28 protein-coding genes and 1 tRNA gene are annotated in these 25816 nt (G+C 48.0%); all 29 read left to right on the top strand.

Going from position 1 to position 25816, the window contains the following annotated elements:
* The first annotated feature begins 88 nt into the window (after positions 1 to 88).
* The gene (spoIVA, locus tag SB752_RS04745; protein WP_103105480.1) at positions 89 to 1567 is read left to right on the top strand and encodes a stage IV sporulation protein A; all 1479 of its coding nucleotides are present in this window, start codon (positions 89 to 91) and stop codon (positions 1565 to 1567) included.
* Positions 1568 to 1805: 238 nt separating this feature from the next.
* A complete protein-coding gene (locus SB752_RS04740; protein WP_005831316.1) occupies positions 1806 to 2078 on the top strand; it encodes an HU family DNA-binding protein in 273 nt (90 codons plus the stop codon).
* Positions 2079 to 2314: 236 nt separating this feature from the next.
* Positions 2315 to 2878 (top strand): GTP cyclohydrolase I FolE, encoded by a 564-nt coding sequence (gene folE / locus SB752_RS04735; RefSeq protein WP_103105256.1) that lies wholly within the window; start codon positions 2315 to 2317, stop codon positions 2876 to 2878.
* A 192-nt stretch (positions 2879 to 3070) separates the two neighbouring features.
* Complete coding sequence (locus tag SB752_RS04730) at positions 3071 to 3805, top strand: NPCBM/NEW2 domain-containing protein (RefSeq protein ID WP_410714566.1); 735 nt, start codon at positions 3071 to 3073, stop codon at positions 3803 to 3805.
* Between the two features lie 288 nt (positions 3806 to 4093).
* A tRNA-Pro gene (locus SB752_RS04725) sits at positions 4094 to 4170 on the top strand.
* A gap of 163 nt (positions 4171 to 4333) precedes the next feature.
* Positions 4334 to 5032, top strand: coding sequence for a lytic transglycosylase domain-containing protein (locus SB752_RS04720; protein ID WP_410714565.1), 699 nt, complete (start codon positions 4334 to 4336; stop codon positions 5030 to 5032).
* A 37-nt stretch (positions 5033 to 5069) separates the two neighbouring features.
* On the top strand, positions 5070 to 5300 hold the full coding sequence (gene mtrB / locus SB752_RS04715; protein ID WP_289136109.1) for a trp RNA-binding attenuation protein MtrB: 231 nt from the start codon (positions 5070 to 5072) through the stop codon (positions 5298 to 5300).
* Positions 5301 to 5372: 72 nt separating this feature from the next.
* Complete coding sequence (locus SB752_RS04710; protein WP_410714564.1) at positions 5373 to 5888, top strand: hypothetical protein; 516 nt, start codon at positions 5373 to 5375, stop codon at positions 5886 to 5888.
* A 116-nt stretch (positions 5889 to 6004) separates the two neighbouring features.
* The gene (locus SB752_RS04705) at positions 6005 to 6841 is read left to right on the top strand and encodes a heptaprenyl diphosphate synthase component 1 (RefSeq protein ID WP_410714563.1); all 837 of its coding nucleotides are present in this window, start codon (positions 6005 to 6007) and stop codon (positions 6839 to 6841) included.
* 5 nt (positions 6842 to 6846) lie between these two features.
* Positions 6847 to 7566, top strand: coding sequence for a demethylmenaquinone methyltransferase (locus tag SB752_RS04700; RefSeq protein WP_410714562.1), 720 nt, complete (start codon positions 6847 to 6849; stop codon positions 7564 to 7566).
* Between the two features lie 72 nt (positions 7567 to 7638).
* Complete coding sequence (locus tag SB752_RS04695; RefSeq protein WP_410714561.1) at positions 7639 to 8508, top strand: UbiA-like polyprenyltransferase; 870 nt, start codon at positions 7639 to 7641, stop codon at positions 8506 to 8508.
* Positions 8505 to 9101, top strand: a complete 597-nt coding sequence (locus SB752_RS04690) for a UbiX family flavin prenyltransferase (RefSeq protein WP_410714560.1) — start codon at positions 8505 to 8507, stop codon at positions 9099 to 9101. Before SB752_RS04695 ends, SB752_RS04690 begins: the two co-directional genes overlap by 4 nt.
* Before the next feature lie 5 nt (positions 9102 to 9106).
* Positions 9107 to 9970 (top strand): menaquinone biosynthesis protein, encoded by an 864-nt coding sequence (locus tag SB752_RS04685; RefSeq protein WP_410714559.1) that lies wholly within the window; start codon positions 9107 to 9109, stop codon positions 9968 to 9970.
* Between the two features lie 9 nt (positions 9971 to 9979).
* Entirely contained in the window at positions 9980 to 10945 is a 966-nt protein-coding gene (hepT, locus tag SB752_RS04680) for a heptaprenyl diphosphate synthase component II (protein ID WP_213023052.1), read from the top strand.
* A 104-nt stretch (positions 10946 to 11049) separates the two neighbouring features.
* Positions 11050 to 11493: a nucleoside-diphosphate kinase gene (gene ndk, locus SB752_RS04675; RefSeq protein WP_007716560.1), complete on the top strand. Its 444-nt coding sequence runs from the start codon at positions 11050 to 11052 to the stop codon at positions 11491 to 11493.
* 134 nt (positions 11494 to 11627) lie between these two features.
* The gene (locus SB752_RS04670; RefSeq protein ID WP_410714558.1) at positions 11628 to 12401 is read left to right on the top strand and encodes a CheR family methyltransferase; all 774 of its coding nucleotides are present in this window, start codon (positions 11628 to 11630) and stop codon (positions 12399 to 12401) included.
* A 74-nt stretch (positions 12402 to 12475) separates the two neighbouring features.
* Entirely contained in the window at positions 12476 to 12646 is a 171-nt protein-coding gene (locus SB752_RS04665) for a hypothetical protein (RefSeq protein WP_213023050.1), read from the top strand.
* A 350-nt stretch (positions 12647 to 12996) separates the two neighbouring features.
* The gene (gene aroC, locus SB752_RS04660) at positions 12997 to 14157 is read left to right on the top strand and encodes a chorismate synthase (protein WP_410714557.1); all 1161 of its coding nucleotides are present in this window, start codon (positions 12997 to 12999) and stop codon (positions 14155 to 14157) included.
* On the top strand, positions 14157 to 15257 hold the full coding sequence (aroB, locus tag SB752_RS04655) for a 3-dehydroquinate synthase (protein ID WP_410714556.1): 1101 nt from the start codon (positions 14157 to 14159) through the stop codon (positions 15255 to 15257). The genes aroC and aroB overlap by 1 nt, the downstream gene beginning before the upstream one ends.
* 3 nt (positions 15258 to 15260) lie before the next feature.
* Positions 15261 to 15638, top strand: a complete 378-nt coding sequence (gene aroH / locus SB752_RS04650) for a chorismate mutase (RefSeq protein ID WP_410714555.1) — start codon at positions 15261 to 15263, stop codon at positions 15636 to 15638.
* Between the two features lie 276 nt (positions 15639 to 15914).
* Positions 15915 to 17429, top strand: a complete 1515-nt coding sequence (gene trpE, locus SB752_RS04645) for an anthranilate synthase component I (protein ID WP_410714554.1) — start codon at positions 15915 to 15917, stop codon at positions 17427 to 17429.
* Positions 17423 to 18448 carry an anthranilate phosphoribosyltransferase gene (gene trpD / locus SB752_RS04640; protein ID WP_410714553.1) on the top strand — a complete coding sequence of 342 codons (1026 nt, stop codon included), beginning with the start codon at positions 17423 to 17425 and terminating at the stop codon, positions 18446 to 18448. The genes trpE and trpD overlap by 7 nt, the downstream gene beginning before the upstream one ends.
* Complete coding sequence (trpC, locus tag SB752_RS04635) at positions 18438 to 19241, top strand: indole-3-glycerol phosphate synthase TrpC (protein ID WP_410714552.1); 804 nt, start codon at positions 18438 to 18440, stop codon at positions 19239 to 19241. The genes trpD and trpC overlap by 11 nt, the downstream gene beginning before the upstream one ends.
* On the top strand, positions 19238 to 19906 hold the full coding sequence (locus SB752_RS04630; RefSeq protein ID WP_410714551.1) for a phosphoribosylanthranilate isomerase: 669 nt from the start codon (positions 19238 to 19240) through the stop codon (positions 19904 to 19906). The genes trpC and SB752_RS04630 overlap by 4 nt, the downstream gene beginning before the upstream one ends.
* Positions 19869 to 21098: a tryptophan synthase subunit beta gene (gene trpB / locus SB752_RS04625; protein WP_410714550.1), complete on the top strand. Its 1230-nt coding sequence runs from the start codon at positions 19869 to 19871 to the stop codon at positions 21096 to 21098. Before SB752_RS04630 ends, trpB begins: the two co-directional genes overlap by 38 nt.
* Positions 21098 to 21916, top strand: coding sequence for a tryptophan synthase subunit alpha (trpA, locus tag SB752_RS04620; RefSeq protein WP_410714549.1), 819 nt, complete (start codon positions 21098 to 21100; stop codon positions 21914 to 21916). Before trpB ends, trpA begins: the two co-directional genes overlap by 1 nt.
* Positions 21917 to 21945: 29 nt before the next feature.
* The gene (gene hisC / locus SB752_RS04615; RefSeq protein ID WP_410714548.1) at positions 21946 to 23040 is read left to right on the top strand and encodes a histidinol-phosphate transaminase; all 1095 of its coding nucleotides are present in this window, start codon (positions 21946 to 21948) and stop codon (positions 23038 to 23040) included.
* Between the two features lie 69 nt (positions 23041 to 23109).
* On the top strand, positions 23110 to 24210 hold the full coding sequence (locus SB752_RS04610) for a prephenate dehydrogenase (RefSeq protein WP_410714547.1): 1101 nt from the start codon (positions 23110 to 23112) through the stop codon (positions 24208 to 24210).
* Between the two features lie 78 nt (positions 24211 to 24288).
* Positions 24289 to 25569 (top strand): 3-phosphoshikimate 1-carboxyvinyltransferase, encoded by a 1281-nt coding sequence (aroA, locus tag SB752_RS04605; RefSeq protein ID WP_410714546.1) that lies wholly within the window; start codon positions 24289 to 24291, stop codon positions 25567 to 25569.
* Positions 25570 to 25816 lie beyond the last annotated feature (247 nt).

Here is a 25816-nt window from a genome sequence, read left to right as displayed (position 1 = left end):
GATTCCCTACGAAAATACTGGCGGTCAGGGATAATTCGGAAAAACGGTCATAGTGTAAAAATAGACAAATAGAAGGAGGTCATCGATGGTGGAACGAGTCGATATCTTTAAAGACATTGCCGAACGGACGGGCGGAGACATCTACCTAGGTGTCGTTGGCCCGGTTCGTACGGGAAAATCGACCTTTATTAAGCGGTTTATGGAGCAGGTCGTCATCCCGAATATCCAGTCAGAAGCTGAGCGGATACGCGCCACGGACGAATTGCCGCAGAGCGCTTCGGGCCGAACAATCATGACGACAGAACCAAAATTTGTTCCTAACCAGGCCGTCAATGTACACGTAACCGAAGGACTCAGCATCAACGTTCGCCTCGTTGACTGCGTCGGTTATACAGTACAAGGAGCGAAAGGCTTCGAGGACGATAATGGCCCTCGCATGGTGAATACACCGTGGTACGAGGAGCCTGTCCCGTTTGAGGAAGCTGCTGAGGTAGGTACGCGCAAGGTAATCCAGGAACACTCCACCATTGGAATCGTCGTGACAACAGACGGTAGCATCGCTGAAATACCGCGTGTAGGATACATTGATGCGGAAGAGAGAGTTGTAGGTGAGCTGAAGGAAGTAGGAAAGCCTTTTGTGATCGTCGTCAACTCTACACGCCCACGCTCAGACGAAGCACAAAACCTGCGCCTGCAGCTTCAAGAAAAATACGATGTTCCAGTAGTTGCCCTATCAGTGGATCAGATGACAGAGCAAGAAGTGCTTCTGCTCATGAGGGAAGTGCTGTTTGAATTCCCTGTACATGAAGTGAACGTGAATTTGCCAAGCTGGGTGATGGTCCTCGAGAATGGACACTGGCTCCGTCAGAATTATGAAGAAGCCGTACGTGAAACCGTGCAGGATATTCGTCGGTTACGCGACGTGGACCGCGTCGTCGGCTTCTTCAATGATTATGACTTCGTAGAGCGTGCGTCCCTCGCAGGAATGCATATGGGGCAAGGGATTGCAGAGATTGATCTCTATGCGCCAGACGAATTGTACGATCGCATCCTGATGGAAATTGTGGGTGTTGAAATCAATGGAAAAGACCATCTGTTGAAAATCATGCAAGAATTTGCCCATGCCAAACGAGAATATGATCAAGTGGCAGAGGCTTTGCACATGGTTCGGAGTACAGGCTACGGAATAGCTGCTCCGTCGTTGCATGAAATGACCTTGGACGAACCTGAGCTGATCCGTCAAGGACCACGTTTTGGGGTAAGACTAAAGGCGACGGCACCATCCATCCATATGATTCGTGTAGATGTCGAGTCCGAATTCGCTCCGATTATCGGCACCGAAAAGCAGAGCGAAGAGCTCGTCCGCTATCTGATGCAAGACTTTGATAAAGATCCACTATCCATCTGGAATTCGGACATCTTCGGTCGCTCCCTCCATTCCATCGTGAGAGAGGGCATTCAGGCAAAAATCACGATGATGCCGGATAACGCACGTTACAAACTGCAAGAAACCTTGGGACGTATCATCAACGAAGGTTCAGGTGGACTGATTGCCATTATACTCTAAGGACTAGGTGAAAAGTCCTAAGAATAGCGAGTTCAGAAGGGGCTCCCGCCGTGACGGGAAGCCTTTTTTTCTTGTATTTCGTTTTATTTCGACAGGAAGGGCTTGAATTTAAGAAATCGGTGTATTACTATAAGCTTGTCAGATCGGTAAAAACAACCAATCGTGTATAAAATGCTTCGTTTCGGTTAAGAAAAATAATAGCTAGGACTTGGTGTTCTTTGAGGGGAGGTGAACAAGAATGAACAAAACAGAACTGATTGCAAAAGTGGCTGAAACCACTGAGCTCACCAAGAAAGATGCAACCAAAGCAGTTGATGCGGTTCTCGACGCAATTGCTGATGCTCTCAAAACTGGTGATAAAGTCCAACTGATCGGCTTTGGTAACTTCGAAGTTCGTGAGCGCGCGGCCCGTAAAGGTCGTAACCCACAAACTGGTGAAGAGATCGAAATCGCTTCCAGCAAAGTACCTGCTTTCAAACCAGGGAAGCAACTCAAAGACTCCATTAAGTAATCGTTACGATTGCGAACGAAGCACTTACATAAAAAAATCCACATTGTTCAATGTGGGTTTTTTTCTGCTTACATACACTTCAAGAAGAAAATCTTGTCAGATCTTTTTGTTTTTTTGTATCCAGTGTGATAAGATGAGCATGTTTCGCCTGTTGAGAGAAGCGTCAGACAGGTACAAGGATTTGGCGTACCACAAGGCTTGCAAAAGTGGTAGGCCATTAAGTAGGAGGTACAAGAATGAACGTTGATTTGGATAAAATTAAGCAAGCGGTTCGAATGATTTTGGAAGCAGTTGGGGAAGATCCAGATCGTGAAGGATTGCTCGATACTCCTAAGCGTGTAGCAAAAATGTACGCCGAAGTTTTTGAAGGCATGCACATAGACGAACAGAAATATTTTGAAACGGTTTTTAGCGAAGATCATGAAGAAATGGTTCTGGTCAAAGACATCCCGTTCTACTCCATGTGCGAGCATCACCTCGTTCCGTTCTTTGGAAAAGCGCATGTTGCGTACATCCCAAAGGGTGGCCGTGTAGTCGGCCTGAGCAAGCTGGCGCGTGCTGTTGATACCGTAGCCCGACGTCCACAGCTACAAGAAAGAATCACAACCACGGTGGCAGATGCAATCGTCAGCAAGCTGGACCCGCATGGGGTAGTCGTTGTCGTAGAGGCTGAGCACATGTGCATGACGATGCGCGGAGTGAAGAAGCCAGGCTCCAAAACCATCACGTCTGCTGTACGTGGCGTGTTTGAAAATGATCCAGCTTCTCGTGCTGAAGTATTTAGCCTGATTCGTTCCTAATGTGAAAAGCTGATCGCTCACCTTTGCGATCAGCTTTTTATTTTGCGGGTGGATGCAACAATGGAAAAGCACTGATTAATCTGATAATAAAGTCCTGGAACATGTGAGCAAAAATAGTAACTAAGTTGGCGTCCGAAATAAGGAAGTACTGATATAATTTTGGGATATTCTGTATTTCGGAGGAGAGCTCTTATGGTGAAGAAGCCCAAATTCGGTTTTGTTTCTGGATTTGTTTTAGGGTCGATCTTTTTTTCGGGTATAGCCTTGGCGGCAACGGGGTCCATTCCTGTTACGATGCAGCCAATCAAATTTATGGTAGATGGCAAGCTGCGTGAGACAAACGATGCTTTTTTATATAATGGCGTGCCTTATGCACCGGTAGCGTTTGTCGGGGAAGCAGCAGGGAAAAAGGTTTCTTGGGATCCAAACGCTAGCACAGTGACCATCGGAGGACCTGCTGCAGGAACGGGAAGCGAAACGAGATTGTCATCGTTAAAGTACGACATGCCATACGGGCTCAAGCATTCCCAATCTGTTGTTGATAACTGGGAAAATGGCTTATTTTCTGCAGGAGGGACTGTATACTCTCATGGTGTGGGTTACAGCGCGATCACAAGTATAGCAACTGATAAATTTAGCAATTCGACGAGACAGGTTTTCAAGTTTGAGCTAGGTGGAAAGTACAAGGAGCTTTCCGGTGTTGTTGCAATTGACGATCAGTCACCAAATAAACAGGGAGAAATCATTTGGAGAATCATTGGTGACGGAAAAGTACTTCACGAAAGTCCACGGATGAAGGCTGGACAAAGCCAGCTAGTAAAGGTAAATGTTAGCGGGGTCAAAACGTTGCAGCTGGAACCGCGTATGGTTGCTGGTGAGACGAAGTCCAAAATTCATGTGTTTTTCGGAAATGCATTGTTAAAATAAAGCTTTATCCGTACGAGAGCCCATGAAGGCATAAGTAGATCTCTTTCGTTTAGCTGTTTCTTTCGTGCATGCCAAAGGAGATCTACTTCCTCTTGTTGGGAAGCTAATATACTAAACCTCCACTAAGGAAAAATGATTGGCAAAAATTCGCTTTATACTCTTGCGAGGGTGGGCTAACGTGCTGTATAATTGAGCGCATAGGCGAAGAGAACGGTTTCATTGCTGAATGAAAAACGGTCACTCGGACCTTGAAATTTTGGTTTCCCTTTCACTTCAATGTGAAGACGTCGGGATGTGGCGCAGCCCGGTAGCGCGCACCCTTGGGGTGGGTGAGGTCCAGGGTTCGAATCCCTGCATTCCGACCATGTACATGAACAGACCAGAAGCCTGAGCGTCAGGCTTCTTTTTTTTGTACTTATCAACATTCGTTATGTTCTCTCTCACGTGGATTCCAAGTTCACTATTGGCTTCCTGATATTTCTTTTTTATAATGGGAGGAAGACAAGCGAGGAAGGGTTGTTCGTATCCATGAATGTTCCTGTATCACTTCAGCCATATTTGAACCAGCTGTCGCAATACAATGATAGTGGCTCGCAGCAGTCTATTCTTCCATACGGGGATGAAGATCTGTTCGCAAATCTTTTGCAAGAAAAGATAGCAAATGGACAAAGAGTGATTACCTCAGAAGAAATAAAAGCTGAGCTGGACGGCTCACCTGATCTTGACTTTTCTTCAGGAGCCTTTGGTCGTAATACCACGACGTCTGAGACATATGCAGCTGACGGAAAAGTAGCTACTGTAGCTCCGAAAGAGATTCTGGAAAAAATCGACCGGATGGCAAGATCAATTGGTGTAAACGCAGATTTAGTTCGTGAAGTAGTTAGAGCTGAATCCAACTTCGACCCAACAGTTGTTTCACACGCTGGAGCAAAAGGGTTGATGCAGTTGATGGACCAAACAGCACAAGCGATGCATGTGCGCAATGTTTATAATCCAGATGAAAACTTGGCCGGAGGAACAAAGTATTTGAAGTCTCTCCTGGACCGATATGATGGCAACGTCAAGGTAGCATTGGCTGCATACAATGCTGGCCCGGGACGAGTTGGCCGCTTGGGAATCGATACGGACGCGGAATTAGAAGCAAAGTATGATCAATTGCCGCAAGAAACACAGCGCTATGTAGAGAAAATCATGAACCGATTACAATCGAATGGGACAACATACTAGAGCATCAGCGATTGCGTAATCGTCAGGAGGGAACAGCGTGTCTCAACCATCTGCTTTTAATCAAGATTACTTTGTGGTCAAAGCAAAAGAAAATGGAGTTCATGTGATCGGACTTACACGAGGTACAGATACTCGTTTTCATCACACAGAAAAGCTGGACAAAGGTGAAGTCATGATCTTTCAATTTACGGAGCATACTTCAGCGATTAAAGTGCGGGGGAAAGCGCTCATTTATTCTCAGCACGGTACGATCGATACTACTGAATAAGTCTTTCTTTTACATAAAAGCAGGCATAGCCTGCTTTTTTTGTTTGTACAATGGTGGAGAGGAGGGATGCCCATGCCCCGCAAATTCGTGATGGCCATCGCCGTTTCCACATTGATTGCACTGATGCTATCTCTCGTGCCGAGTAATAGCTGGAAAAATAATGACATTCCCACATTTCAGACAGCCCGCCCGATTCATCTAAGCGAGCAAAATGCGTTAGATTTGTTTACAAGGGTGGAAACACATTATAATATTAAGCGTATAAAATGGGAAAACTCGTCAATTTATGTCGATTTGGCGGTGAAATTCGATCAAAAGGTAGAGCTTCCTCATGTTTATCACGATTTTTACAGCTTGACACATGAATTATTGACTCTTACAGACAATGTGAAGCAGGTGTATTTTCGATTGCTAGAAGTGACGGATACCCCCAAAGAGTCAAAGCTCCTTGTGGCGATACAATCAAATGGTGAAAATCTGATCGATCCTGCTCGTCCATTAGCAGAATTGTCAGAGGTGGAAGTATATGTAACAAATACATTTCCGGTTCGGATTGAGCCCTATTTTTATGAGAGAATTAGTCCCTGACGAAAGAAGTATGGTATGATAGCAGGGACGGCCTTTTGACCGGACGGCTAAGTATGACGGAAGTGTACGAAAGCAGGCAGACATCTTTAGGTTGCGCAGCTTGTGGAGGAGGACGCATGAGCAAAGAACACACCCCCTATGTAGAAGAAGTTCGGTTGATTATCGAACAGATCTACAAGCGATCTACCCATTCCTATGTAGAATATTACGTTGATGTTCCTTCCATGGCGGAAAATCGTCTTGAGCTTTTGTACCTGTTTTTACTGGAGCAGGGCATGACCAAGGAACGGGCAGTGATTTTCTGCACAGCAACGGGACTCGTCCAGTTGGGACTGGACATGCACGAACATGTAAAGAACGAATATGAGCAGACCCAAACGGCAGAGCGCAGCAGACAGCTGACAGTGCTTGCCGGGGACTATTACAGCGCGCGTTACTATCATCTGCTGGCTCAAAACAGTGAAATCAAAGCGATTCAAGTATTATCCGGTGCCATTCAAAGAGTCAATGAAGCCAAAATGAAGCTGTATACGGCAGTTCGAGATGGCAAGCTCCCGACAGACGAAGAATACTGGGAGCTGCGTAATATGATTGATACAGGCTTGTATGTAGCAATCGTAGAAGAATACGCCGATTCCGAGGATCATCGCCGTTTCTGGATTGATCTCATGAAGCAAACAGCAAAGGTCGAGAGTGTAATCGGAGAATGGGAGCAAATAAAGTGGCAAGAACAAGTTCCCTTTGGTTTTGCCCGTTTTTTGCTGCAAAAACCAGGTGCTACCCTCGCGCAGGTGATGTCCAGTGTCGAGCTTAAAGCCATGGAATTGATCGGTATGTGCGAGCAGATGGTGCGAACCCTGCATCCTGCAGAAACCCGCAGCATGCTGTCAACGATTACAGCTCGTTACTCCCATCGGATTAATCGTTTGAAAAGGGTTATTGAGGAGATGTAAGCCTAGTGGACCAAATCCAAATGAAAGACAAAGCAGAATACGTTCACTCTGTATTTGAAAGCATCGCGGAAGAATACGACAAGATGAACAACGTCATCAGTTTTGGTAGTCATGTTGCCTGGCGCAACTACACGATGAAACAGATGAATATCCAGCCGGGCCATACAGCTTTGGACGTAGCATGTGGTACAGGCGATTGGACGATTGCCTTGGCACAAGCGGTCGGTGAGGAAGGCCGTGTTGTCGGCCTGGACTTCAGCCAAAATATGCTGGATGTTGGAGCATATAAGGTTGCGAATGCCGGAGTAGGCAATAGGATCAAGCTAGTAAATGCAGATGCCATGAAATTACCCTATGAGGATAACTCATTTGATTTTGCGACCATCGGCTTTGCTCTGCGCAATGTACCTGATGTTCAGCGAGTATTGAATGAAATGGCTCGCGTCGTAAAGCCGGGTGGCAAAGTTGTTTCTTTGGAAGTGTCCAAGCCTCCCTTTATCCCTTATCGAAAGCTATTTTATCTATATTTCTATAAAATATTGCCGTTGGTTGCGAAGTGGACAGTAAACAAGTATGAAGAGTATGCCTGGCTGCCACAATCCTTGACCAATTTCCCTGACAGTCGAGAGCTGGCACACATGTTTCAAAAAGCAGGACTGGATCCTGTCCAGGTGAAGCTGTTTATGGGTGGAGTCTCCGCTCTGCACATCGGAACAAAGCAGTAGTTTCTCAATTACTGGTACCCGCAAGCAGACTGGGTAAGCCAGTATTTCTTTCGTGGATAGGAAGTGTAACGCATGGGTCTTCGTAAATTGAAAATTATTTTGGAAATGATAAAATTCGAGCACTCCCTTTTTGCTCTGCCCTTTGCTTTTATGGGAGCTGTTTTGGGTAGTATTGTAATAGAAAAGACTTGGCCTACTTGGATGCAAATCTTTTGGGTCACAGTAGCGATGGTTGGAGCACGTAGTGCGGCTATGTCGCTGAATCGGGTAATCGACCGAGTCATTGACTCGAAAAATCCGCGTACGGCTACACGTGCCATTCCAGCTGGACTCATCTCCATATTGGAAGTAATCTCGTTTATTGTTGTGTCTTTTGCCGTTCTTTTCATCGCGGCTTATCAATTGAATGATCTGGCTGTGAAGCTGCTGCCATTGGCTGTTTTCGTATTGGTGCTGTATTCCTATACGAAGCGCTTCACGTGGCTCTGTCACTTCGTTCTAGGTGTCTCTATCGGTTTTGGACCTCTGGGTGGCTGGGTTGCGACCACCGGTCAAGTAGATCCGATTGGTCTCTTGTTGTTTGTATCTGTGATGTTTTGGACAGCGGGATTTGATATCATCTATGCGTGCCAGGATGCTGATTTTGACCGCAAAGAAGGCCTGTTTTCCATGCCAAGCCGTTTCGGAATCAAGAATGCCTTGATCGTCGCGCGTGTATGCCACATTCTTACCTTCATTGGTTTGATGTCCCTGTATGCCGTAGCAGACTTGTCTATCTGGTTCTTGATTGGCGTGTTGATTTCCGGTGCGATCCTCATTTATGAGCACAGTTTGGTAAAACCGACGGATCTGTCCAAGCTCGATGTTGCCTTCTTTAACATGAATGGTATTTTGAGTGTCGTGATGTTTACATTCACGATGATCGATCTGGTGATCGCATGAGCCGGCAAAAATGGGCTGTTGGGATAACAGGCGCGAGTGGAGCCATCTACGGGGTACGTCTGGTTCAAGAGCTGCTTTCCGCAGGACATATCGTACACCTGATGATTACAGAAGCGGGCTGGCAAGTTTTTCACGATGAGCTGGATTGGGAAACCGATGATAGAGAAGCATTTGTGCAGGAGAAGCTGAAGCAGGATTTTCCTGGGGAGCTGTATTACTGGGGGCTGCGTGACTTTAATTGTCCAGCAGCGAGCGGTTCCTATCGCTGTGATGGGATGATCGTCGTCCCTTGTTCGATGGGCACGCTCTCAGGAATTGCGCATGGTGCCTCAGGAAATCTGCTGGAACGGGTGGCGGACGTCATGATCAAAGAAGGACGCCGCTTGGTGCTCGTGCCGCGTGAAACGCCACTGAATGCGATTCAGCTGGAAAACATGCTGAAGCTTAGCCGATTAGGCGTAAAAATCTTGCCGGCTATGCCGGGCTTCTATCAGAAACCGCAAACGATGGATGACCTCATTCATTTTGTAGTAGGGAAAACTTTGGATGCACTTGATGTGCCACATTCGCTGTTTCGGCGTTGGGGGGAATAGGAAGCATGCAAAAGTCCTTGCGAGTCGGACAAATTTTATACACAAACGTACTCCCGGTTTACTTCTATTTTGATCAGCCCAAATTTGAGGACCGTATTCAATTTATTCGGCAAGTCCCTGCCCAGTTAAATCAGGCGATGGCTGCTGGCGAGATTGATCTGGGGCCGATTTCTTCCTTTAGTTACGCTGAGCATGCTTCCCAATACGTGGCGCTTGCGGATTTGTCCGTTAGCGCCAAAGGGAGAGTAGGCTCCCTTTTCTTGTTTAGCAAAAAGCCGATTGAGCAGCTGAATGGTTCTCGTATTGCACTGACGAATACATCGGCAACTACTGTCAATCTGCTAAAGATCATTCTCCATAAGTTTTACGATTATGAGATTTCTTACGTTACACAAGAACCTGTTTTAGATGAAATGCTGCTGGACGCAGATGCTGCGCTGCTGATTGGAGATGACGCAATCCAAGCAAAGCGAAATAGTCGTAACCTGCACGTTTATGATTTGGGAGAGCTTTGGCATCAGTTTACGGGATATTCCATGACATTCGCGATATGGGCACTGCGCAAGGCTGTGATCGCGGATCATCATGATTTGATTGCAGAAGTTCACGCTTCCTTTTTGGCTAGTAAAAGGAAGACGAAAGAAAACACGGCTCCCTTGATTGATTACGTTCACACCCATTTCGGAGGAGAGAAAGAGGAGTGGGTCCGCTATTTTCAGGGATTACAGCACGATTTCGGCGACGTGCAGCGAATTGGACTGGAGTTCTATTACCGATGCGCGGCTGAGCTGGGACTTCTAGCGGCACCAACTACTGTCGATCTGTGGCAGGCAGGGGGCAGACAGACCAAAACTACGTTGACGAGATAGGTGGAACGGATGAACCTGGTCGATATTTACTTCAAAATGAAAAAGGACGTTCAGTATATTGAGGATGAACTGGAAAAGTCCATCGATACAGATGTACGCGAGCTGTATCAATCTTCTACTCACCTGCTCAAGGCAGGGGGAAAACGGATTCGCCCTGTATTTGTGCTGCTCGGGGGAAAATGGGGAAAATATGATATCAAACGTTTGAAGCACGTTGCTGTTCCACTTGAGCTGATTCACATGGCATCGCTCGTTCATGACGATGTGATCGACGATGCGGACAAACGCCGCGGGAAAGACACGGTTCGGATGAAGTGGGACAACAAGGTCGCCATGTATGCTGGAGATTATATCTTTGCACGTGCATTAGCAATTGCCTCACAGCTGCCTATCCCACAGCTGCATCAAATCTTATCCAATGCGATCGTCGAGGTTTGCAAGGGAGAAATTGAACAGGTCAAGGATCTAAACAACTGGGATCAAAATTTCCGGACTTATTTGCGTCGTATTAAACGCAAAACGGCACTGTTGATAGCGATTAGCTGTCAGCTGGGCGCAGTCGCCAGCGGTGCTACCGAAGAGCTGATTCGGAAAATGTATTGGTATGGGTATAACGTGGGAATGGCTTTTCAAATTACCGATGACATCCTAGATTTCACGGGAACAGAAAAGCAGCTGGGAAAACCGGCTGGAAGCGACCTGGTGCACGGGAATATCACATTGCCAGCGTTGTATACCGCTCATCATGGCAGAGCAGCAAAACAGTTCCAAACCTGGATTGCTGAAAATACATTTTGGGATCACATTGACGAAGCGATTCGACTGGTTCGTGCTGATGAGGGGATTGCGTTTTCACAGCAGCTGGCGGAGCGTTATATTGCGCGTGCACATGCAATATTAGCGGATTTGCCTAATAATCAAGCGAAGACCTCTCTTACAGGTATTGCCAACTTTATCATTGACCGCAAATTTTAATCATTTTTTGACCGTCAGGCTGTTGCTTGACCACCATAGTTTTGATAAAATTTCTGTTGGTGTCATATACACCAATACATAGCTCTAATGGAGGCATACTTACAATGGAAAAAACATTCCTTATGGTAAAACCTGATGGTGTACAACGTAACCTGATCGGGGAGATCGTTTCCCGTTTTGAGAAAAAAGGATACCAACTCGTTGGCGCTAAGCTGATGACTGTTAGCCGCGAACTGGCTGAAGAGCATTATGCAGAGCACAAAGAGCGTCCTTTCTTCGGTGAACTCGTGGACTTTATCACTTCCGGTCCAGTATTCGCTATGGTATGGCAAGGTAACAACGTAATCACAACTGCTCGCGCTATGATGGGCAAAACAAACCCAGTAGATGCAGCTTCCGGAACAATCCGTGGCGATTTCGCAACATCCGTTGGCATGAACATCATCCACGGTTCTGATTCTCCTGAAAGCGCTGAGCGTGAAATCGGTCTGTGGTTCTCTGCTGAAGAAGTTCTTTCCTTCGAAAAAACAATCCAGCGCTGGATCTAAACCATTCTCCAAAAAACCCCCGCTTTGGGGGTTTTTTCTTTTTTTCGTCAAAATCTCCGTCAGTCCTGATAGGATTTTACGCGAATAATGGCGAATCAAGTAGAAATGTAACTGCATAAGGGGGTACCGCTCACGTGGAAGATAAGGACTTTCTCCAATTTATAGCGAGTGTTAAAAAAATGACCGGAATTGATCTTGCCCTCTACAAGGAAGCGCAAATGAAGCGTCGTCTTACCTCGCTCCGAATGAAACGGGGATATCAATCGTTTGCCCATTATTTTGATGCCATCTCAAAGGACAAGGAATTGTTCTATGAGTTTTTGGACCGGATGACGATCAACGTATCGGAATTTTTCCGCAACCCTGGCAGGTGGGATGTGCTTGAAAATAAAATTTTGCCTCGTCTTGCGAAACAATCAGGGCGTGTCAAATGCTGGAGTGCAGCTTGTTCGACGGGGGAAGAGCCGTATACGCTTTCTCTGATCTTGCTTCGAAAAAGACTGGATGCGACCATCTTGGCTTCGGACATCGATGAAGGCGCATTGTCCAAAGCGAAGCAAGGGGTGTACACGGACCGTTCCCTGCAGGATTGTCCCAAAGAACTGGTCACCAAGTATTTTGCGAAGGATACACTCAGCTATCGCATTTCTGATGAAGTGAAAAAACGAGTGACCTTTAAAAAACATAATTTGCTGGCAGATACATTTGACGCTCAATTCGATCTCATCATTTGCCGAAACGTCATGATATATTTCACGGAAGAAGCAAAGCATGAGCTGTACCACAAATTCAGTCGTGCACTCAAGCCGGGTGGTGTACTGTTTGTCGGCAGTACGGAGCAGATCTTCCAACCCCAGCAATACCAGCTTGAGGCGGAAGATACGTTTTTTTATCGAAAAATGGGATAATTCACCAGCACTCTAGTATATCTCTGCTCTTTTTTCCCAAGACTAGGAATACCTACTTGCAGGGGAGGCAGCAGATGGATAAGCACAAGGTCATCGAAGCGTATCGTCGAGGTCTGATTACACTTCAAGAGTGTGGGCAAATACTTGGAGCGGAAAAGACGCAATTAGACGATTTAATGCGTGTCGACCACCGCCGTCAACCGCTCAGCTCCAATCCGTTTTTGGTGGTGGACCGCTTTTCATGAGCGCCATGTACTAGCCAAGCGCTTCTCCAACAGGAGGGGCGTTTTTCAACGTATAGGAATTTATAAGCGTGGAGCTTATAAATTCCGGAGCGCATGACAAGGTGCCTCAGCGTACGCATCCGGCATAACTACGGTAAAACATTCCGCTAAACGCGGTCGCTCCTCCCTGAGGAGGCCTCGATAGAGGTTTTCTTATGTCAGGTAAAGGATTTCAGCGAGTTTTGGCACTTTTGTATTTCCACCGAGGTACAGGTATGATATTATAGCGCTTAAAAGTGATAAAGGACAGCGACCCTTTTTGAACCATAATAAGGGATAAAGCTGCCTTGGAGGATGGAGGAAGGAAAGAGATGCGTTACTTGACAGCAGGGGAGTCTCACGGGCCTCAATTGACAGCAATCATCGAAGGGGTACCGAGTAACTTGCCTATTTCCATTGAGGCAATTAACGAGCAATTGGCACGCCGACAAAAAGGCCATGGCCGTGGAAGAAGAATGCAAATTGAAAAGGATCAGGTGAAGATCGTTTCCGGTGTTCGTCATGGATACACTACTGGAGCGCCGATCACGCTGGTCGTGGAAAATAGAGACTGGACACACTGGCAAGGAATTATGAGTGCGGAACCGGTCGAGGGTGCGGAAGAAAAAAGACGCGTATCTCGTCCTCGTCCTGGACATGCAGATTTGAACGGTGCGATTAAGTATCATCAGCGCGATATGCGAAATATTCTGGAACGTTCCAGTGCGCGTGAAACTACCGTTCGTGTAGCAGTGGGTGCAGTGGCGCGTCAGCTGCTCGCAGCTTTTGGAATTCGCGTAGGCGGTCAAGTCCTGCAAATCAATGATGTTGTGGCAAAACGTCAAGAGGTTAGCCTCGATGAGTTGATTGCTCGTACAGAGGAATCGCCAGTTCGTTGCCTGGATAAAGAAGCGGAGCCACTGATGATGGCTGCAATTGATAAAGCAAAAGAAGACGGGGATTCGTTGGGTGGAATCGTCGAGGTTATCGTAGAAGGAGTTCCAATCGGATTGGGAAGCCATGTTCAATGGGATCGCAAGCTGGACGGACGACTCGCACAAGCGGTAATGAGTATCCAGGCATTCAAAGGTGTTGAAATCGGAGTCGGCTTTGAAGCAGCAGGCTTGCCAGGCTCCAAGCTGCACGATGAAATTATTTGGAACGAAGAAACAGGCTACAGCCGCAAGTCAAATCGTGCTGGTGGACTTGAGGGTGGTATGACTACAGGTATGCCAGTCGTGGTTCGTGGTGTGATGAAGCCGATTCCTACCTTGTACAAACCGCTTATGAGCGTAGACATCGATTCCAAAGAGCCGTTCTCTGCTAGCATTGAACGTTCTGATAGCTGTGCGGTACCTGCTGCAAGCGTCGTAGCGGAAGCGGTAGTTGCTTGGGAAATCGCAAACGCCATGTGCGAAAAATTCCCGAGTGACTCGATGGATGACATGGTGGAAAACGTGCGTCAATACCGCGCTTACACGGAGAATTACTAATGACTACACAGAGCCTGACTGTTGAACTAGGAGAGCGCTCTTATCCGATCGTGATTGGGAATGGCCTTTTGCAGCAAGTTCCAAAACTGCTGCAAGAGGCAGGTATTTCCCGGGCCAGCAACCTGCTGATTGTAACAGACGAGAACGTAGCTGTTCGCTATCTGACTTTGCTGCGTGATGTTCTTCGGGCTGCTGGCTACAAAGCCTCTGCGAGCGTTGTTGCAGCGGGTGAGCAATCCAAAAGCTTGTCCGTTTACGAGCGGATCATGACGGAAGCGATTGAAGCAGGCCTGGATCGAAAATCTGCCATTCTGGCTCTTGGCGGTGGAGTTGTCGGAGATCTGGCAGGATTTGTGGCAGCCACATACATGCGCGGGATCGATTTTGTACAGCTGCCTACTACACTGCTTGCACACGACAGCTCTGTTGGTGGCAAGGTGGCGATCAATCATCTGCTGGGCAAAAATCTGATTGGTGCCTTTCATCAGCCGCAAGTGGTTATCTACGATACCGCAGCATTACATTCCTTACCCAAGCGCGAGGTGGCAGCAGGATTTGCAGAGGTCGTCAAGCATGGACTCATTGCAGATGAGTCTTTTGTAGATTGGCTGGAAGAAAATGCCGCACAGCTGTGGGAGCTTGATTCAGAATTGTTAGGGAAAGCAATTCAACGTGGCTGTGCCGTCAAAGCTGCTATCGTCTCCGAAGACGAGACAGAGCAGGGGAAACGAGCGTTGCTTAATCTAGGGCATACGTTTGGACACGCGTTTGAGGCGTTATCGCAATACTCTGTGCTAAATCACGGCGAGGCGATCTCGATCGGCATGTGCTTGGCGGCCAAGGTTGCTGAGCGTATCGGCATTGCGGAAAAAGGGATTTACGAGCGTACTAAGAGAGTACTGCGCCTCTATCACCTCCCAACCAGCTGGCCGGGTAATGTAACTCCAGAGGCTGTATTGGAAGCGATGAAACGGGATAAAAAGACAATCGGCGGAAAGCTGGCTCTCGTATTGCCACGTGCAATCGGAGAAGTAGAAGTAGTAAAAAATATTGACGAACAGTTGATTTTGACTGTAATGAGAGAAGAAGTGGAGGCATAAGCGATGGGAGTGCGAGGAATTCGTGGCGCTGTAACGGTGGAAGCCGATACACGCGAGGAAATTGTTTCAGCAACAAAATGGCTGCTGGAAGAGATGGTAGGACGCAATCAAGTAAATCCGGAAGACATCGGTAGCATCATCATTACGACGACACCGGATCTGTGTGCGACTTTTCCGGCTCAAGCTGCACGTATGATTGATGGAGAAGCTTGGGCATTCGTGCCATTGATGTGTGCACAAGAAATTCCGGTGCCAGGTGGTTTGCCTCTTTGTGTGCGTGTCATGATGAACGTCAATACAGACAAGACAGCAAAAGAAATCAATCACGTTTTTCTACGTGAAGCGGTTAAGCTACGTCCAGATTTAACAAATCACAGTTGACAATCGAGGCGCTCTCTTTTACCATAAGTGAAACGAGAGCGCCTCGTTTACCGGTTATAAGTAAATTCCGGCTGAGAGCAGAGCAAGCAGAGCAGAGTAGAGATGAGTTAGGTTGAGGAGAGAAGAGCAAGCTGGGTACATACACATACCCAAAATCCAGGTCCGTACTGGATTATTTTTCATATTTTTCTCCCCCTACCTCTCGCTCTAAAAAGCGGGTAGAGAAAAGGTGAGCACTATCCCTTTTCACTCCCTCTAAAAAGGAGATGAGAGTCCATGTATTTCCCCTCCCTGGCCGAAGTGCAGTCCCTTTCGGCATCGTATTCAATGATCCCTGTAAGCATGACCTTGTTAGCTGACCAAGAAACACCTATTCGTTTGTACCAAAAGATTCGGACGAGTAATTCGTTCCTGCTGGAGAGCGTGGAAGGCGGTACGCGCTGGGCACGTTTTTCATTTATCGGGATGAACCCATTTCAAATCGTCGAAGCAAAAGGAGAAGAAATTTCCGTTTCGAAACGAAATGGAGAGCGATTTGTCCGTACAGGAAATCCAGTGAACTTTTTGCGTGAGGAAACAGATCGCTATAAAAGTCCAAAGCTCCCTCAGTTCCCCAGACTGAGTGGTGGTGCGGTCGGATTTTTTGGCTACAATACGCTGCGTTATTTTGAAAATCTGCCTCCACATCGACAAGAGGCAGTGCGTGTACCGGATATGCGCTTCCTTTTCGTAGACGAGATGATCGCATTCGATCACTTGAAGCAAGAAATCCAGCTGATCGTAAATCTGCATGTGGAACAAGGAGATTCAGCAGCCCGGATTGCCGAAAAATACAAACTAGTTTGTGAACGGATCGAACAGCTGGCAACAAAGGTAACGGCACCTCTGCAAGTAGACAGTCGCATACAGGTAGCCGCTCAATCACCATCTGCGCTGACTGTCGAGCCCAACATGAGCCAGAAGCAATATGAACAGATGGTAGAGCAAGCCAAGGAATACATTGCGGCTGGCGATATCTTTCAAGTAGTGCTTTCACAGCGTTTTTCCGTAAAGACCGAAGTAGATCCCTTTGCCGTCTATCGCTTGCTGCGGACACTGAACCCTTCGCCGTACATGTACTATTTGGAATACGAAGGCGAAACAGTGGTTGGTACATCTCCCGAACTATTGGTACGGGTTGAGGACGATAAAGTAGAGATGAGGCCGATTGCAGGGACACGCAAACGCGGTGCAACTCCACAAGAGGATGCTGAGCTGGCAGCTGATTTGCTCGCAGACAACAAAGAGCGGGCGGAGCATTACATGCTGCTTGATCTCGGTCGAAATGACGTCGGAAAAGTGTCCTCCTACGGCAGCGTAAAAGTGGAAGAGGCACTCGTGATCGAAAATTATTCCCACGTCATGCACATGGTATCTCACGTGACTGGAAAGCTGCGTGAAGGACTCCATGCCTTTGATGCTCTTCTGTCTGCTTTTCCGGCGGGTACGGTATCCGGCTCTCCTAAGCTTAGAGCGATGGAGATCATTGCCGAGCTGGAGCCAGATGCAAGACACTTATACGCAGGAGCGATTGGTTATCTGTCGTTCGATGGATCACTGGATAGCTGCATTACGATTCGAACCTTATTTTTCCAAGATGGCTATGCACATGTGCAAGCAGGTGCGGGTATAGTCGCGGACTCGGTTCCGGCAAGTGAATATCAGGAGACGATTAATAAAGCAGCGGCGATGATTTCAGCTTTGGAAAAGGCGGAGCAGCTATTCGCGCGGAAGGAGGAGTTGCCATGCTAACCCACGCATTGGACCAAATTCTAAAAGGAAGCCATTTGAACCGAAATGTCGCAGAAGAAGCGATGGGCGAGATCATGGATGGAAAGGCAACTCCTGCCCAAATCGGAGCATTTCTGGCTAGCTTGCGCCTGAAGGGGGAGCAGGTTGAAGAGATTATCGGCTTTGCGCGAGCGATGAGAGAGCGTGCTACTCGTTTTCCGATTGATCTTCCCGGGTTAGTGGATACATGTGGGACTGGTGGAGACGGCAGCAATACCTTTAACATATCGACGGCGAGTGCCATTGTGGCAGCCAGTGACGGAGTGAGAATCGCCAAACACGGGAATCGCGCCGTGTCGAGTAAAAGCGGGAGCGCAGACGTACTGGAAGCACTGGGCGTACCGGTCAATCTGGCACCAAAGGATGCGGCTGATTGTCTTCGGGCTACGAATTTGTGCTTTCTGTTTGCCCCTTTGTATCATCAAGCGATGAAGCATGCAGCAGGGCCACGTAAGGAACTGGCTATTCGGACTGTTTTTAATCTTTTGGGTCCTCTGACGAATCCGGCAGGAGCTACTCACCAGCTAATGGGTGTATATGATGCCGAGCTGCTTCTGACTGTAGCCACTGTACTCAGAGAGCTGGATGTCCACCGAGCATTAGTGGTTGCGGGTTCGGATGGACTCGATGAACTGACAGTGACGGGAATCAGTCATATCGCTGAGCTTCGTGACGGTCAAATTCACACCTATGAGGTTGATCCGGAGCAATTTGGACTGCGCCGCCATGATAAAGATGCTCTGCGCGGTGGAGATGCGAATGAAAATGCCGCGATTATTCACGACGTGTTCGCCGGAAAACGCGGGGCCCCGCGCGATATCGTCTTGCTTAATGCAGGAGCCATTCTGTATCTCGCCGATCGGGTAAGCACTATTGGAGAAGGCGTGATTCGAGCGGCTGAACTGATCGATGACGGACTCGTCCTGCGCAAACTGGAGCAGTTCCGTCAAATTGCAGGAGGAATGATTCATGCTTCGTAAAATCGTAGAGAAAAAACAGGAAGAAATCGCACGTCTAAAAGCCGCTGTGACGACAGCTTCTCTTTTAGCAGATACGAAGGCGATTCAAGAACCTCGAGGATTTCAGAGGGCACTGGAAACGAGTGCTCGTCCTGTCAGTGTGATTGCGGAAGTGAAAAAAGCATCTCCATCAAAAGGGTTGATTCGTCCTGACTTTGATCCGATCGCAATTGCCAAGGCTTATAAAGCTGCTGAGGTGGAGTGCATTTCGGTTTTGACCGATGAAGCATTTTTCCAAGGCAGTCTGTCATATCTGACTCGCATTCATGAAGCGATTGACCGGCCGTTGCTGCGAAAAGATTTTCTCATTGACGAAATTCAAGTAGTGGAGGCAAGGGCGGCAGGCGCTGACTGCATTTTGCTAATCGCAGCAATTCTGGAGCCTGGGCAGCTGCGTCACCTCGCACAGACGGCGGAAGCCCTGGGCATGGATGTTCTGATTGAAGTACACGACAGACGAGAATGTGAGATGGTTTTCCAAGCGGTTGAACCTAAACTGCTCGGGATAAACAATCGAAATCTTAATACGTTCCAAACTGATCTAGCAGTCACACATGAAGTTATTGCTGACATTCCTAAAACAATTACGGTGGTGAGCGAGAGCGGAATCTCGGTACCCACAGATATTGAAAATGTAAGAAAGGCAGGCGCACGATCAGTATTGGTCGGCGAGCACTTCATGCGACAAGAGGATGTGGAGCAGGCAGTGCTGTCACTAGTCGGTTCAGCGACTGCAATGGGGATGAGCAAATGACCCAAATCAAAATATGCGGCATTAAGCGTACAGAAACGTTGGCACTGCTAAAAGAGCTTGACGTCGACTTCGTCGGGCTCGTCTTCGCACCAAGCAAACGTAAGGTAGATGCCCAGACTGCGAAAAGCCTGCTCGCATCGGTACCGGATCATCCTCCGGCAGTAGGCGTGTTTGTAAATCCGAGCATAGAGGAGCTGGATGAAATACTCAGTCAGGTTCCGCTAGCAGTAGTTCAGCTCCATGGACAGGAAACACCAGCATTTTGTCAGGAGGTTCAGGAGCGCTTCTCGATTCCTGTTTGGAAGGCTTTGGCGGTTGGGGGAGAGTCAGATGCAGCAAGCGAGATAGAGCGATATGCCGGAGTTGTTCATGCGTTTTTGTTCGATACGTACGACCCGAGCATGGCGGGCGGAACTGGAAAACGCTTCTCGTGGGAGCAAATACCGAAGCTGCAGGAAAGCTGCGGTGAGGCAGCTTGCGTTATCGCAGGTGGGATAAATACGGACAATGTGGCAGAGCTTGTTGGACGTTATCAGGCAAACATGATTGATGTATCCAGTGGAGTCGAAACAGATGGCGAGAAAGACGCCTCCAAAATAAAAACATTGGTGGGAAGGGTGAAAGCGGATGAACACGCAACAGACAACGACCCCGGTCGTGCCTGATGAAAATGGACGCTTTGGACAGTTCGGAGGAAAGTTTGTCCCTGAGACATTGATGAATGCGGTAGCGACTTTGGAGGTAGCATTTGAAGAAGCGCGTCGTGACCCTCAGTTTGTTCAGGAGCTGGGTGGGCTGCTAAGTGAATATGCAGGACGACCAACGCCTCTGACGTATGCAGAGCGATTGACGGAGGAACTTGGAGGAGCGCAGATTTATCTCAAGCGTGAGGATCTTAACCATACTGGTGCACACAAATTGAACAACGCTCTCGGTCAAGCCTTGCTTGCGAAGCGTATGGGGAAAAAATCAATTATTGCTGAAACGGGCGCTGGACAGCATGGGGTAGCCAGTGCGACGGTAGCAGCTAAATTGGGTCTCTCCTGCAAAGTCTTCATGGGCGAGGAAGACATTCGCCGCCAGTCGCTGAATGTCTTTCGCATGAAGCTGCTTGGCGCCGAGGTCATCCCTGCTGTTTCTGGTTCACGTACATTGAAGGATGCAACGAACGAAGCGATCCGTCATTGGGTTACTCATGTAGAAGAAACGTTTTATGTGATCGGTTCAGTTGTGGGGCCCCATCCTTATCCGTACATCGTGCGTGAATTCCAAAAGATCATCGGAGAAGAGACGCGCAGTCAGATCTTGCAAATGCTGGGCAGACTCCCGGACGAGGTTATTGCCTGCGTGGGTGGCGGCAGCAATGCAATTGGCATGTTTTATCCATTCATTCAGGACGACACTGTTGCTTTGCGCGGTGTAGAGGCTGCCGGACACGGAGTGGATACCGATAAGCATGCGGCTACGCTGAGCTTGGGGCGTCCGGGTGTTATTCATGGCTCGCTTACTTACTTGTTGCAGGATGAGCATGGGCAAGTACAGGAGGCCCATTCTATTTCTGCCGGACTCGATTATCCGGGGGTAGGACCAGAGCATTCCTATTTAAAAGACACTGGTCGGGTTACTTATACATCTGTAACGGATGCAGAAGCTTTGGAGGCAGTGCAGCTGTTATGTCGGACAGAGGGAATCATTCCAGCATTGGAGAGTGCCCATGCCATAGCAGAAGCGATCAAGCGCGCACCCCAAATGACAAGTGACCAGATTCTCGTTATTTGCTTGTCAGGACGCGGGGATAAAGATGTTCTGACCATTCAAGAGGCTTTGAAAGAGCAAAGCAAAGGGGGCGAGCAATAATGACGGCAATTGCAAACAGAATTGACCGCTTGTTTGAGGATCGCAGTCGCAAACGTTTTATTCCGTTTATTACGGTTGGAGACCCGACGCTCGAAGCCACTTTTCAGATTGTAGCGGCGATGGTAGAGGCCGGGGCAGATGTAATTGAGCTGGGAGTGCCGTATTCAGACCCGCTGGCCGACGGACCGACAATCCAGCGCGCATCAGAGAGAGCGCTCCAAAATGGGGTGTCAATCGCGGATGCATTACAGCTGGTAGCACGCTTGAGAAAGGCAGGAGTCGAGGCGTCTCTCGTCCTGTTCTCCTATGTCAATCCGGTGCTACAATATGGCATTGATCGCTTTTTTGCAGAACTGGCTGCCTATGGAGCAGATGGAGTTGTCATTCCAGATTTGCCAATTGAGGAAAATGGTCCGGCTGTAGAGGCTGCGAAGAAAAACGGCATTCATGTCATATCGCTAGTTGCGCCGACATCTGAATCGCGCATCAAAAAAATCGGAGAACAAGCAACCGGATTTCTATATTGTGTTTCCTCGCTAGGTGTGACTGGGACACGTACAGATTTACGCGACGATCTCGCAATGTTTCTACAAAAAGTAAAATCGTCTACAAATGCGCCAACAGCTGTCGGGTTTGGTATTTCCACGCCGGAACAAGTTCGGGCAGTAGCGCCGCATACAGATGGTGTGATTGTCGGAAGTGCGATTGTACAAGAGATCGAGAAGTATAACGAGCAATTGAAAGACCCGGAACAAATGCCGCAAGCAATTGAAAAAATAAAAACCTTTGTACAACAGTTAGCGAGTGCGCTACAATAATGGGAAAAATGTGACTGGAGTGAACGTGGATGCAACCGAAGCAACGCATACTCAATGCCCCGGTATATCAGCCTGGGAAACCCATTGATGACGTCAAGCGCGAATATGGTTTGACAGAAGTGATTAAGCTGGCGTCCAACGAAAATCCTTATGGTTCTTCGCCAAAGGCAAAAGCGGCAATCGTCGAGCAGTTGGACAATTTGGCGCTTTATCCAGATGGCGCAAGCCTGAATTTGCGCTGGGACCTAGCTGATTTTCTCAGAGTAAAGCCGGGCCAGTTGATTTTTGGTAACGGATCTGACGAAAATTTGTTGATGATTTCTCGCGCGTTTTTGAATGAGGGCACAAATACGGTAATGGCGTCGCAGACGTTCTCTCAATATCGCTCCAATGCCATTATTGAGGGGGCAGAGCTGATCGAGGTTCCGTTGAAAGACGGCGTTCACGATCTGGAAGCAATGGCTGCTGCCATCAACGAACAGACGCGTGTCGTGTGGGTATGTAACCCGAACAATCCGTCTGGTACGATCGTTACAACTTCCGAGCTGGAAGCATTCATGAAAAAAGTGCCAAAAGACGTGCTTGTTGTGTTGGATGAGGCATACTACGAATATGTTGTGGACCCTGAGTACCCACAAACGATTCCAATGCTCGCTGAGTATCCAAACATAATCATCTTGCGCACCTTCTCAAAAATCTATGGTCTCGCAACGCTGCGTATCGGTTACGGTGTCGCATCGGAGGAGCTCGTTTCTCAGCTGGAGCACGTGCGCGAGCCATTCAACACTGGCGCACTCGGACAAGTGGCAGCCCGTGCTGCACTAAAGGACCAGGAGTTCGTAATTAGCTGCCGTGAGCGTAACAGAGAAGGCGTGAAGCAATTTACGGATCGTTTTGATGAATGGGGTCTCTCCTATTATCCTACACAAACAAACTTCATCCTGGTTGACCTGAAGCAGGATTCAGATGCCGTATTCAAGAAGCTGTTGAGTCATGGAATCATTGTTCGCTCCGGAAATGCGCTTGGCTTCCCAGGCTATCAGCGTATTACGGTCGGTACGAAGGAGCAAAATGAAAAGATTCTGACTGTACTTCAAGAGATCGTTGCTGGTGCATTGAAATAACCCGAAAAATGCCGGGCATTTGTCCCGGCATTTTTGTCTACGCAGACGAAGGAAGGATAGAAAGTGGAGATGAAAAAGACCACCATTGCTGTAATCGGTGTCGGATTGATTGGTGGATCAATCGCTCTTTCGATGCGACGTGATCCAACTATTCGGGTCGTCGGTTACGATGTACGGCAAGATTGTTTAGACAAAGCGTTGACACTTGGAGTAATCCATGCAGGAACGACGGATATGCAAACTGCGGTCAGAGAAGCGAATGTGATATTCCTTGCTTCACCGGTTGAGCAAATTTTTGGTACACTGCGATTGCTGGCTGAGTTGGATTTGCAGGAAGATGTAATCATTACCGATGTGGGGAGTACCAAATCCAATATCGTTTCACAAGCTTTGGCTGTTATACCGGAGCATGTGACCTTTATCGGTGGACACCCTATGGCTGGTTCTCATAAATCTGGAGTAGAAGCTGCCTCAGACAGATTGATGGAAAATGCCTACTACGTGCTGACACCTGCGCTGGGGACCGACGAGAAAAAACTAGAGCGTCTGACAGAGCTGCTGGGATTAACCCGTGCAAAGGTTGTTCATATGGATGCCAATACCCACGATCAGGTTGTGGGAGCGGTTAGTCACTTTCCGCATGTTCTTGCCTCTGCCTTGGTCAATTTGGTCGCAGGCTACGATGACGAGAATGCGTGGCATGCTAGACTCGCTGCCGGAGGTTTTCGTGACATCACGAGAATTGCATCCAGTAATCCGCGTATGTGGCGTGATGTATTGCTGCAAAACCGTGATCATATCCTGAAAATCGCCAATGACTGGTCGAACGCCCTGCAGGATGTGGTGGCCCTCGTAGAAAAGGGAGACCCAGACGGTATCGAGCATTTTTTCAAGACTGCGCGTGATTTTCGTGACGGACTGCCTGAGCGCAAAGCGGGCGCACTGCCTCAGCTAAACGATTTGTACATTGATATCCCTGACCATCCTGGGGAAATCGGCAGGATTACTACTCTTTTGGGAGCCAGACAAATCAATATTACTAACCTGCAAATCAGGGAAACGCGTGAAGACATATACGGGGCTTTGCGGATTACGTTTCAATCCCAACAGGAAATGGAAAAAGGCGAGGAATTACTACGGTATTTCGATTACAATGTATACAAGCGATAATAGATTTGTTGTGCCTGTGTGCTTTACAACGAAGACGCTTCACAGCATGACTAGTAATAGAAAAAGGGGAGTGGAACTGTGCTTCGCGTAAGACAAACCCAAAAAATTGAAGGAACGATCCGTGTTCCTGGAGATAAATCGATTTCACACCGTGCAGTTATGTTTGGTGCTCTTGCTAACGGAACGACGACCATCGAAGGATTTCTGCCAGGAGCTGACTGCCTGAGCACGATCAGCTGCTTTCGCAGTATGGGCATCGAGATAGAACAGCAAGGTGACGAAGTGACGGTACAGGGAAAAGGCTGGTTTGGGCTAGAGGAGCCCTCGGAGCACCTTGAAGTAGGGAATTCAGGAACGACGATCCGACTGATGGCAGGGATCATGTCGACACAGCCATTCCACGTTGTGATGGAGGGAGATGAATCGATTGCGAAGCGTCCAATGCGTCGTGTGATTGGTCCTCTTCGTCAAATGGGAGCCAAAATTGATGGACGCAAAGATGGCGAGTTCACTCCGCTGTCTATCCGAGGTGGCGATTTGCAAGCGATCTCGTACCAATCTCCAGTTGCCAGTGCTCAAGTGAAATCAGCGATTTTGCTGGCAGGCTTGCAAGCGAAGGGAGTTACAAGTGTAACGGAACCCCATTTGTCTCGTGACCATACAGAGCGTATGCTTCAAGCCTTTGGTGTACAAGTCGTACGTGATGGTCTGACTGTTTCAGTAGAAGGCGGTCAAGAGCTAACAGGCCGTGCCATTTCTGTGCCGGGTGACATTTCTTCTGCAGCATTTTTGATCGCGGCCGTAATGGTGGTACCAGGCAGCTCGCTTTTGATCGAAAATGTAGGCATCAATCCGAGCCGCACCGGAATTATTGATGTGGTCAAAGCAATGGGAGGAAGCCTTGAACTTCTGAATGAACGGATTGTCAATGAAGAGCCCGTAGCGGATCTGCTGGTTACACACTCCGAGCTGCATGGAATTGAAATTGCTGGGGATATCATACCGAGACTCATCGACGAGATTCCGGTTATTGCAGTGATAGCTTCGCAGGCAAAAGGACAGACGATCATTCGTGATGCTGAGGAGCTCAAAGTAAAAGAGACGGATCGAATCGCAACTGTGGTTAGCCAGCTGTCCAAGTTTGGTGCCAAGGTAACACCGACAGACGATGGCATGATTATTGAAGGGGAGACGTCTTTAACCGGGGCTGTCATCGATAGTCATGGAGACCATAGAATCGGGATGGCGATGGCTATTGCGGGTCTTGCCGCAGCAGGTGAAACCGTAGTAGAGAATGACGAGGCGATTGATGTTTCGTTCCCGGGCTTTGCGCAGTTGCTTGAAAAAGTGAGTAAATAAGAGGAGAGAACCCGCAAAAAGATTGCGGGTTTTTTCACATAGTAAAGGAATCTTTTTTTAGCAAAAATGATTTGACAAGCGCTTACATTCCGTTTATTATAAAACTACAGTATGGTTTCTCTCCACTCCTATCCAATATAATAAAGCACAAATGTGCTACCGTCGTTTGAATGCGCTTACAATAAACGACGGTCTTTTTTTTGTACTTTTTTCCGAACTGGCGCATAAGCTCGTACTAATCGTAAAT

The organism is Brevibacillus sp. SIMBA_040, assembly GCF_046535075.1.
GTDB lineage: Bacteria > Bacillota > Bacilli > Brevibacillales > Brevibacillaceae > Brevibacillus.
This window is presented reverse-complemented; position numbering and strand designations above follow the sequence as displayed.

What these genes read in the sequence shown, in the direction of transcription:
- SB752_RS04740 (WP_005831316.1), top strand. Translation starts at nt 1,806, where the DNA reads ATGAACAAAACAGAACTGATTGCAAAAGTGGCTGAAACCACTGAGCTC.
- folE (WP_103105256.1), top strand. Translation starts at nt 2,315, where the DNA reads ATGAACGTTGATTTGGATAAAATTAAGCAAGCGGTTCGAATGATTTTG.
- SB752_RS04730 (WP_410714566.1), top strand. Translation starts at nt 3,071, where the DNA reads ATGGTGAAGAAGCCCAAATTCGGTTTTGTTTCTGGATTTGTTTTAGGG.
- SB752_RS04720 (WP_410714565.1), top strand. Translation starts at nt 4,334, where the DNA reads ATGAATGTTCCTGTATCACTTCAGCCATATTTGAACCAGCTGTCGCAA.
- SB752_RS04710 (WP_410714564.1), top strand. Translation starts at nt 5,373, where the DNA reads ATGCCCCGCAAATTCGTGATGGCCATCGCCGTTTCCACATTGATTGCA.
- SB752_RS04705 (WP_410714563.1), top strand. Translation starts at nt 6,005, where the DNA reads ATGAGCAAAGAACACACCCCCTATGTAGAAGAAGTTCGGTTGATTATC.
- SB752_RS04695 (WP_410714561.1), top strand. Translation starts at nt 7,639, where the DNA reads ATGGGTCTTCGTAAATTGAAAATTATTTTGGAAATGATAAAATTCGAG.
- SB752_RS04690 (WP_410714560.1), top strand. Translation starts at nt 8,505, where the DNA reads ATGAGCCGGCAAAAATGGGCTGTTGGGATAACAGGCGCGAGTGGAGCC.
- SB752_RS04685 (WP_410714559.1), top strand. Translation starts at nt 9,107, where the DNA reads ATGCAAAAGTCCTTGCGAGTCGGACAAATTTTATACACAAACGTACTC.
- hepT (WP_213023052.1), top strand. Translation starts at nt 9,980, where the DNA reads ATGAACCTGGTCGATATTTACTTCAAAATGAAAAAGGACGTTCAGTAT.
- ndk (WP_007716560.1), top strand. Translation starts at nt 11,050, where the DNA reads ATGGAAAAAACATTCCTTATGGTAAAACCTGATGGTGTACAACGTAAC.
- SB752_RS04665 (WP_213023050.1), top strand. Translation starts at nt 12,476, where the DNA reads ATGGATAAGCACAAGGTCATCGAAGCGTATCGTCGAGGTCTGATTACA.
- aroC (WP_410714557.1), top strand. Translation starts at nt 12,997, where the DNA reads ATGCGTTACTTGACAGCAGGGGAGTCTCACGGGCCTCAATTGACAGCA.
- aroB (WP_410714556.1), top strand. Translation starts at nt 14,157, where the DNA reads ATGACTACACAGAGCCTGACTGTTGAACTAGGAGAGCGCTCTTATCCG.
- aroH (WP_410714555.1), top strand. Translation starts at nt 15,261, where the DNA reads ATGGGAGTGCGAGGAATTCGTGGCGCTGTAACGGTGGAAGCCGATACA.
- trpE (WP_410714554.1), top strand. Translation starts at nt 15,915, where the DNA reads ATGTATTTCCCCTCCCTGGCCGAAGTGCAGTCCCTTTCGGCATCGTAT.
- trpD (WP_410714553.1), top strand. Translation starts at nt 17,423, where the DNA reads ATGCTAACCCACGCATTGGACCAAATTCTAAAAGGAAGCCATTTGAAC.
- trpC (WP_410714552.1), top strand. Translation starts at nt 18,438, where the DNA reads ATGCTTCGTAAAATCGTAGAGAAAAAACAGGAAGAAATCGCACGTCTA.
- SB752_RS04630 (WP_410714551.1), top strand. Translation starts at nt 19,238, where the DNA reads ATGACCCAAATCAAAATATGCGGCATTAAGCGTACAGAAACGTTGGCA.
- trpB (WP_410714550.1), top strand. Translation starts at nt 19,869, where the DNA reads ATGAACACGCAACAGACAACGACCCCGGTCGTGCCTGATGAAAATGGA.
- trpA (WP_410714549.1), top strand. Translation starts at nt 21,098, where the DNA reads ATGACGGCAATTGCAAACAGAATTGACCGCTTGTTTGAGGATCGCAGT.
- hisC (WP_410714548.1), top strand. Translation starts at nt 21,946, where the DNA reads ATGCAACCGAAGCAACGCATACTCAATGCCCCGGTATATCAGCCTGGG.
- SB752_RS04610 (WP_410714547.1), top strand. Translation starts at nt 23,110, where the DNA reads ATGAAAAAGACCACCATTGCTGTAATCGGTGTCGGATTGATTGGTGGA.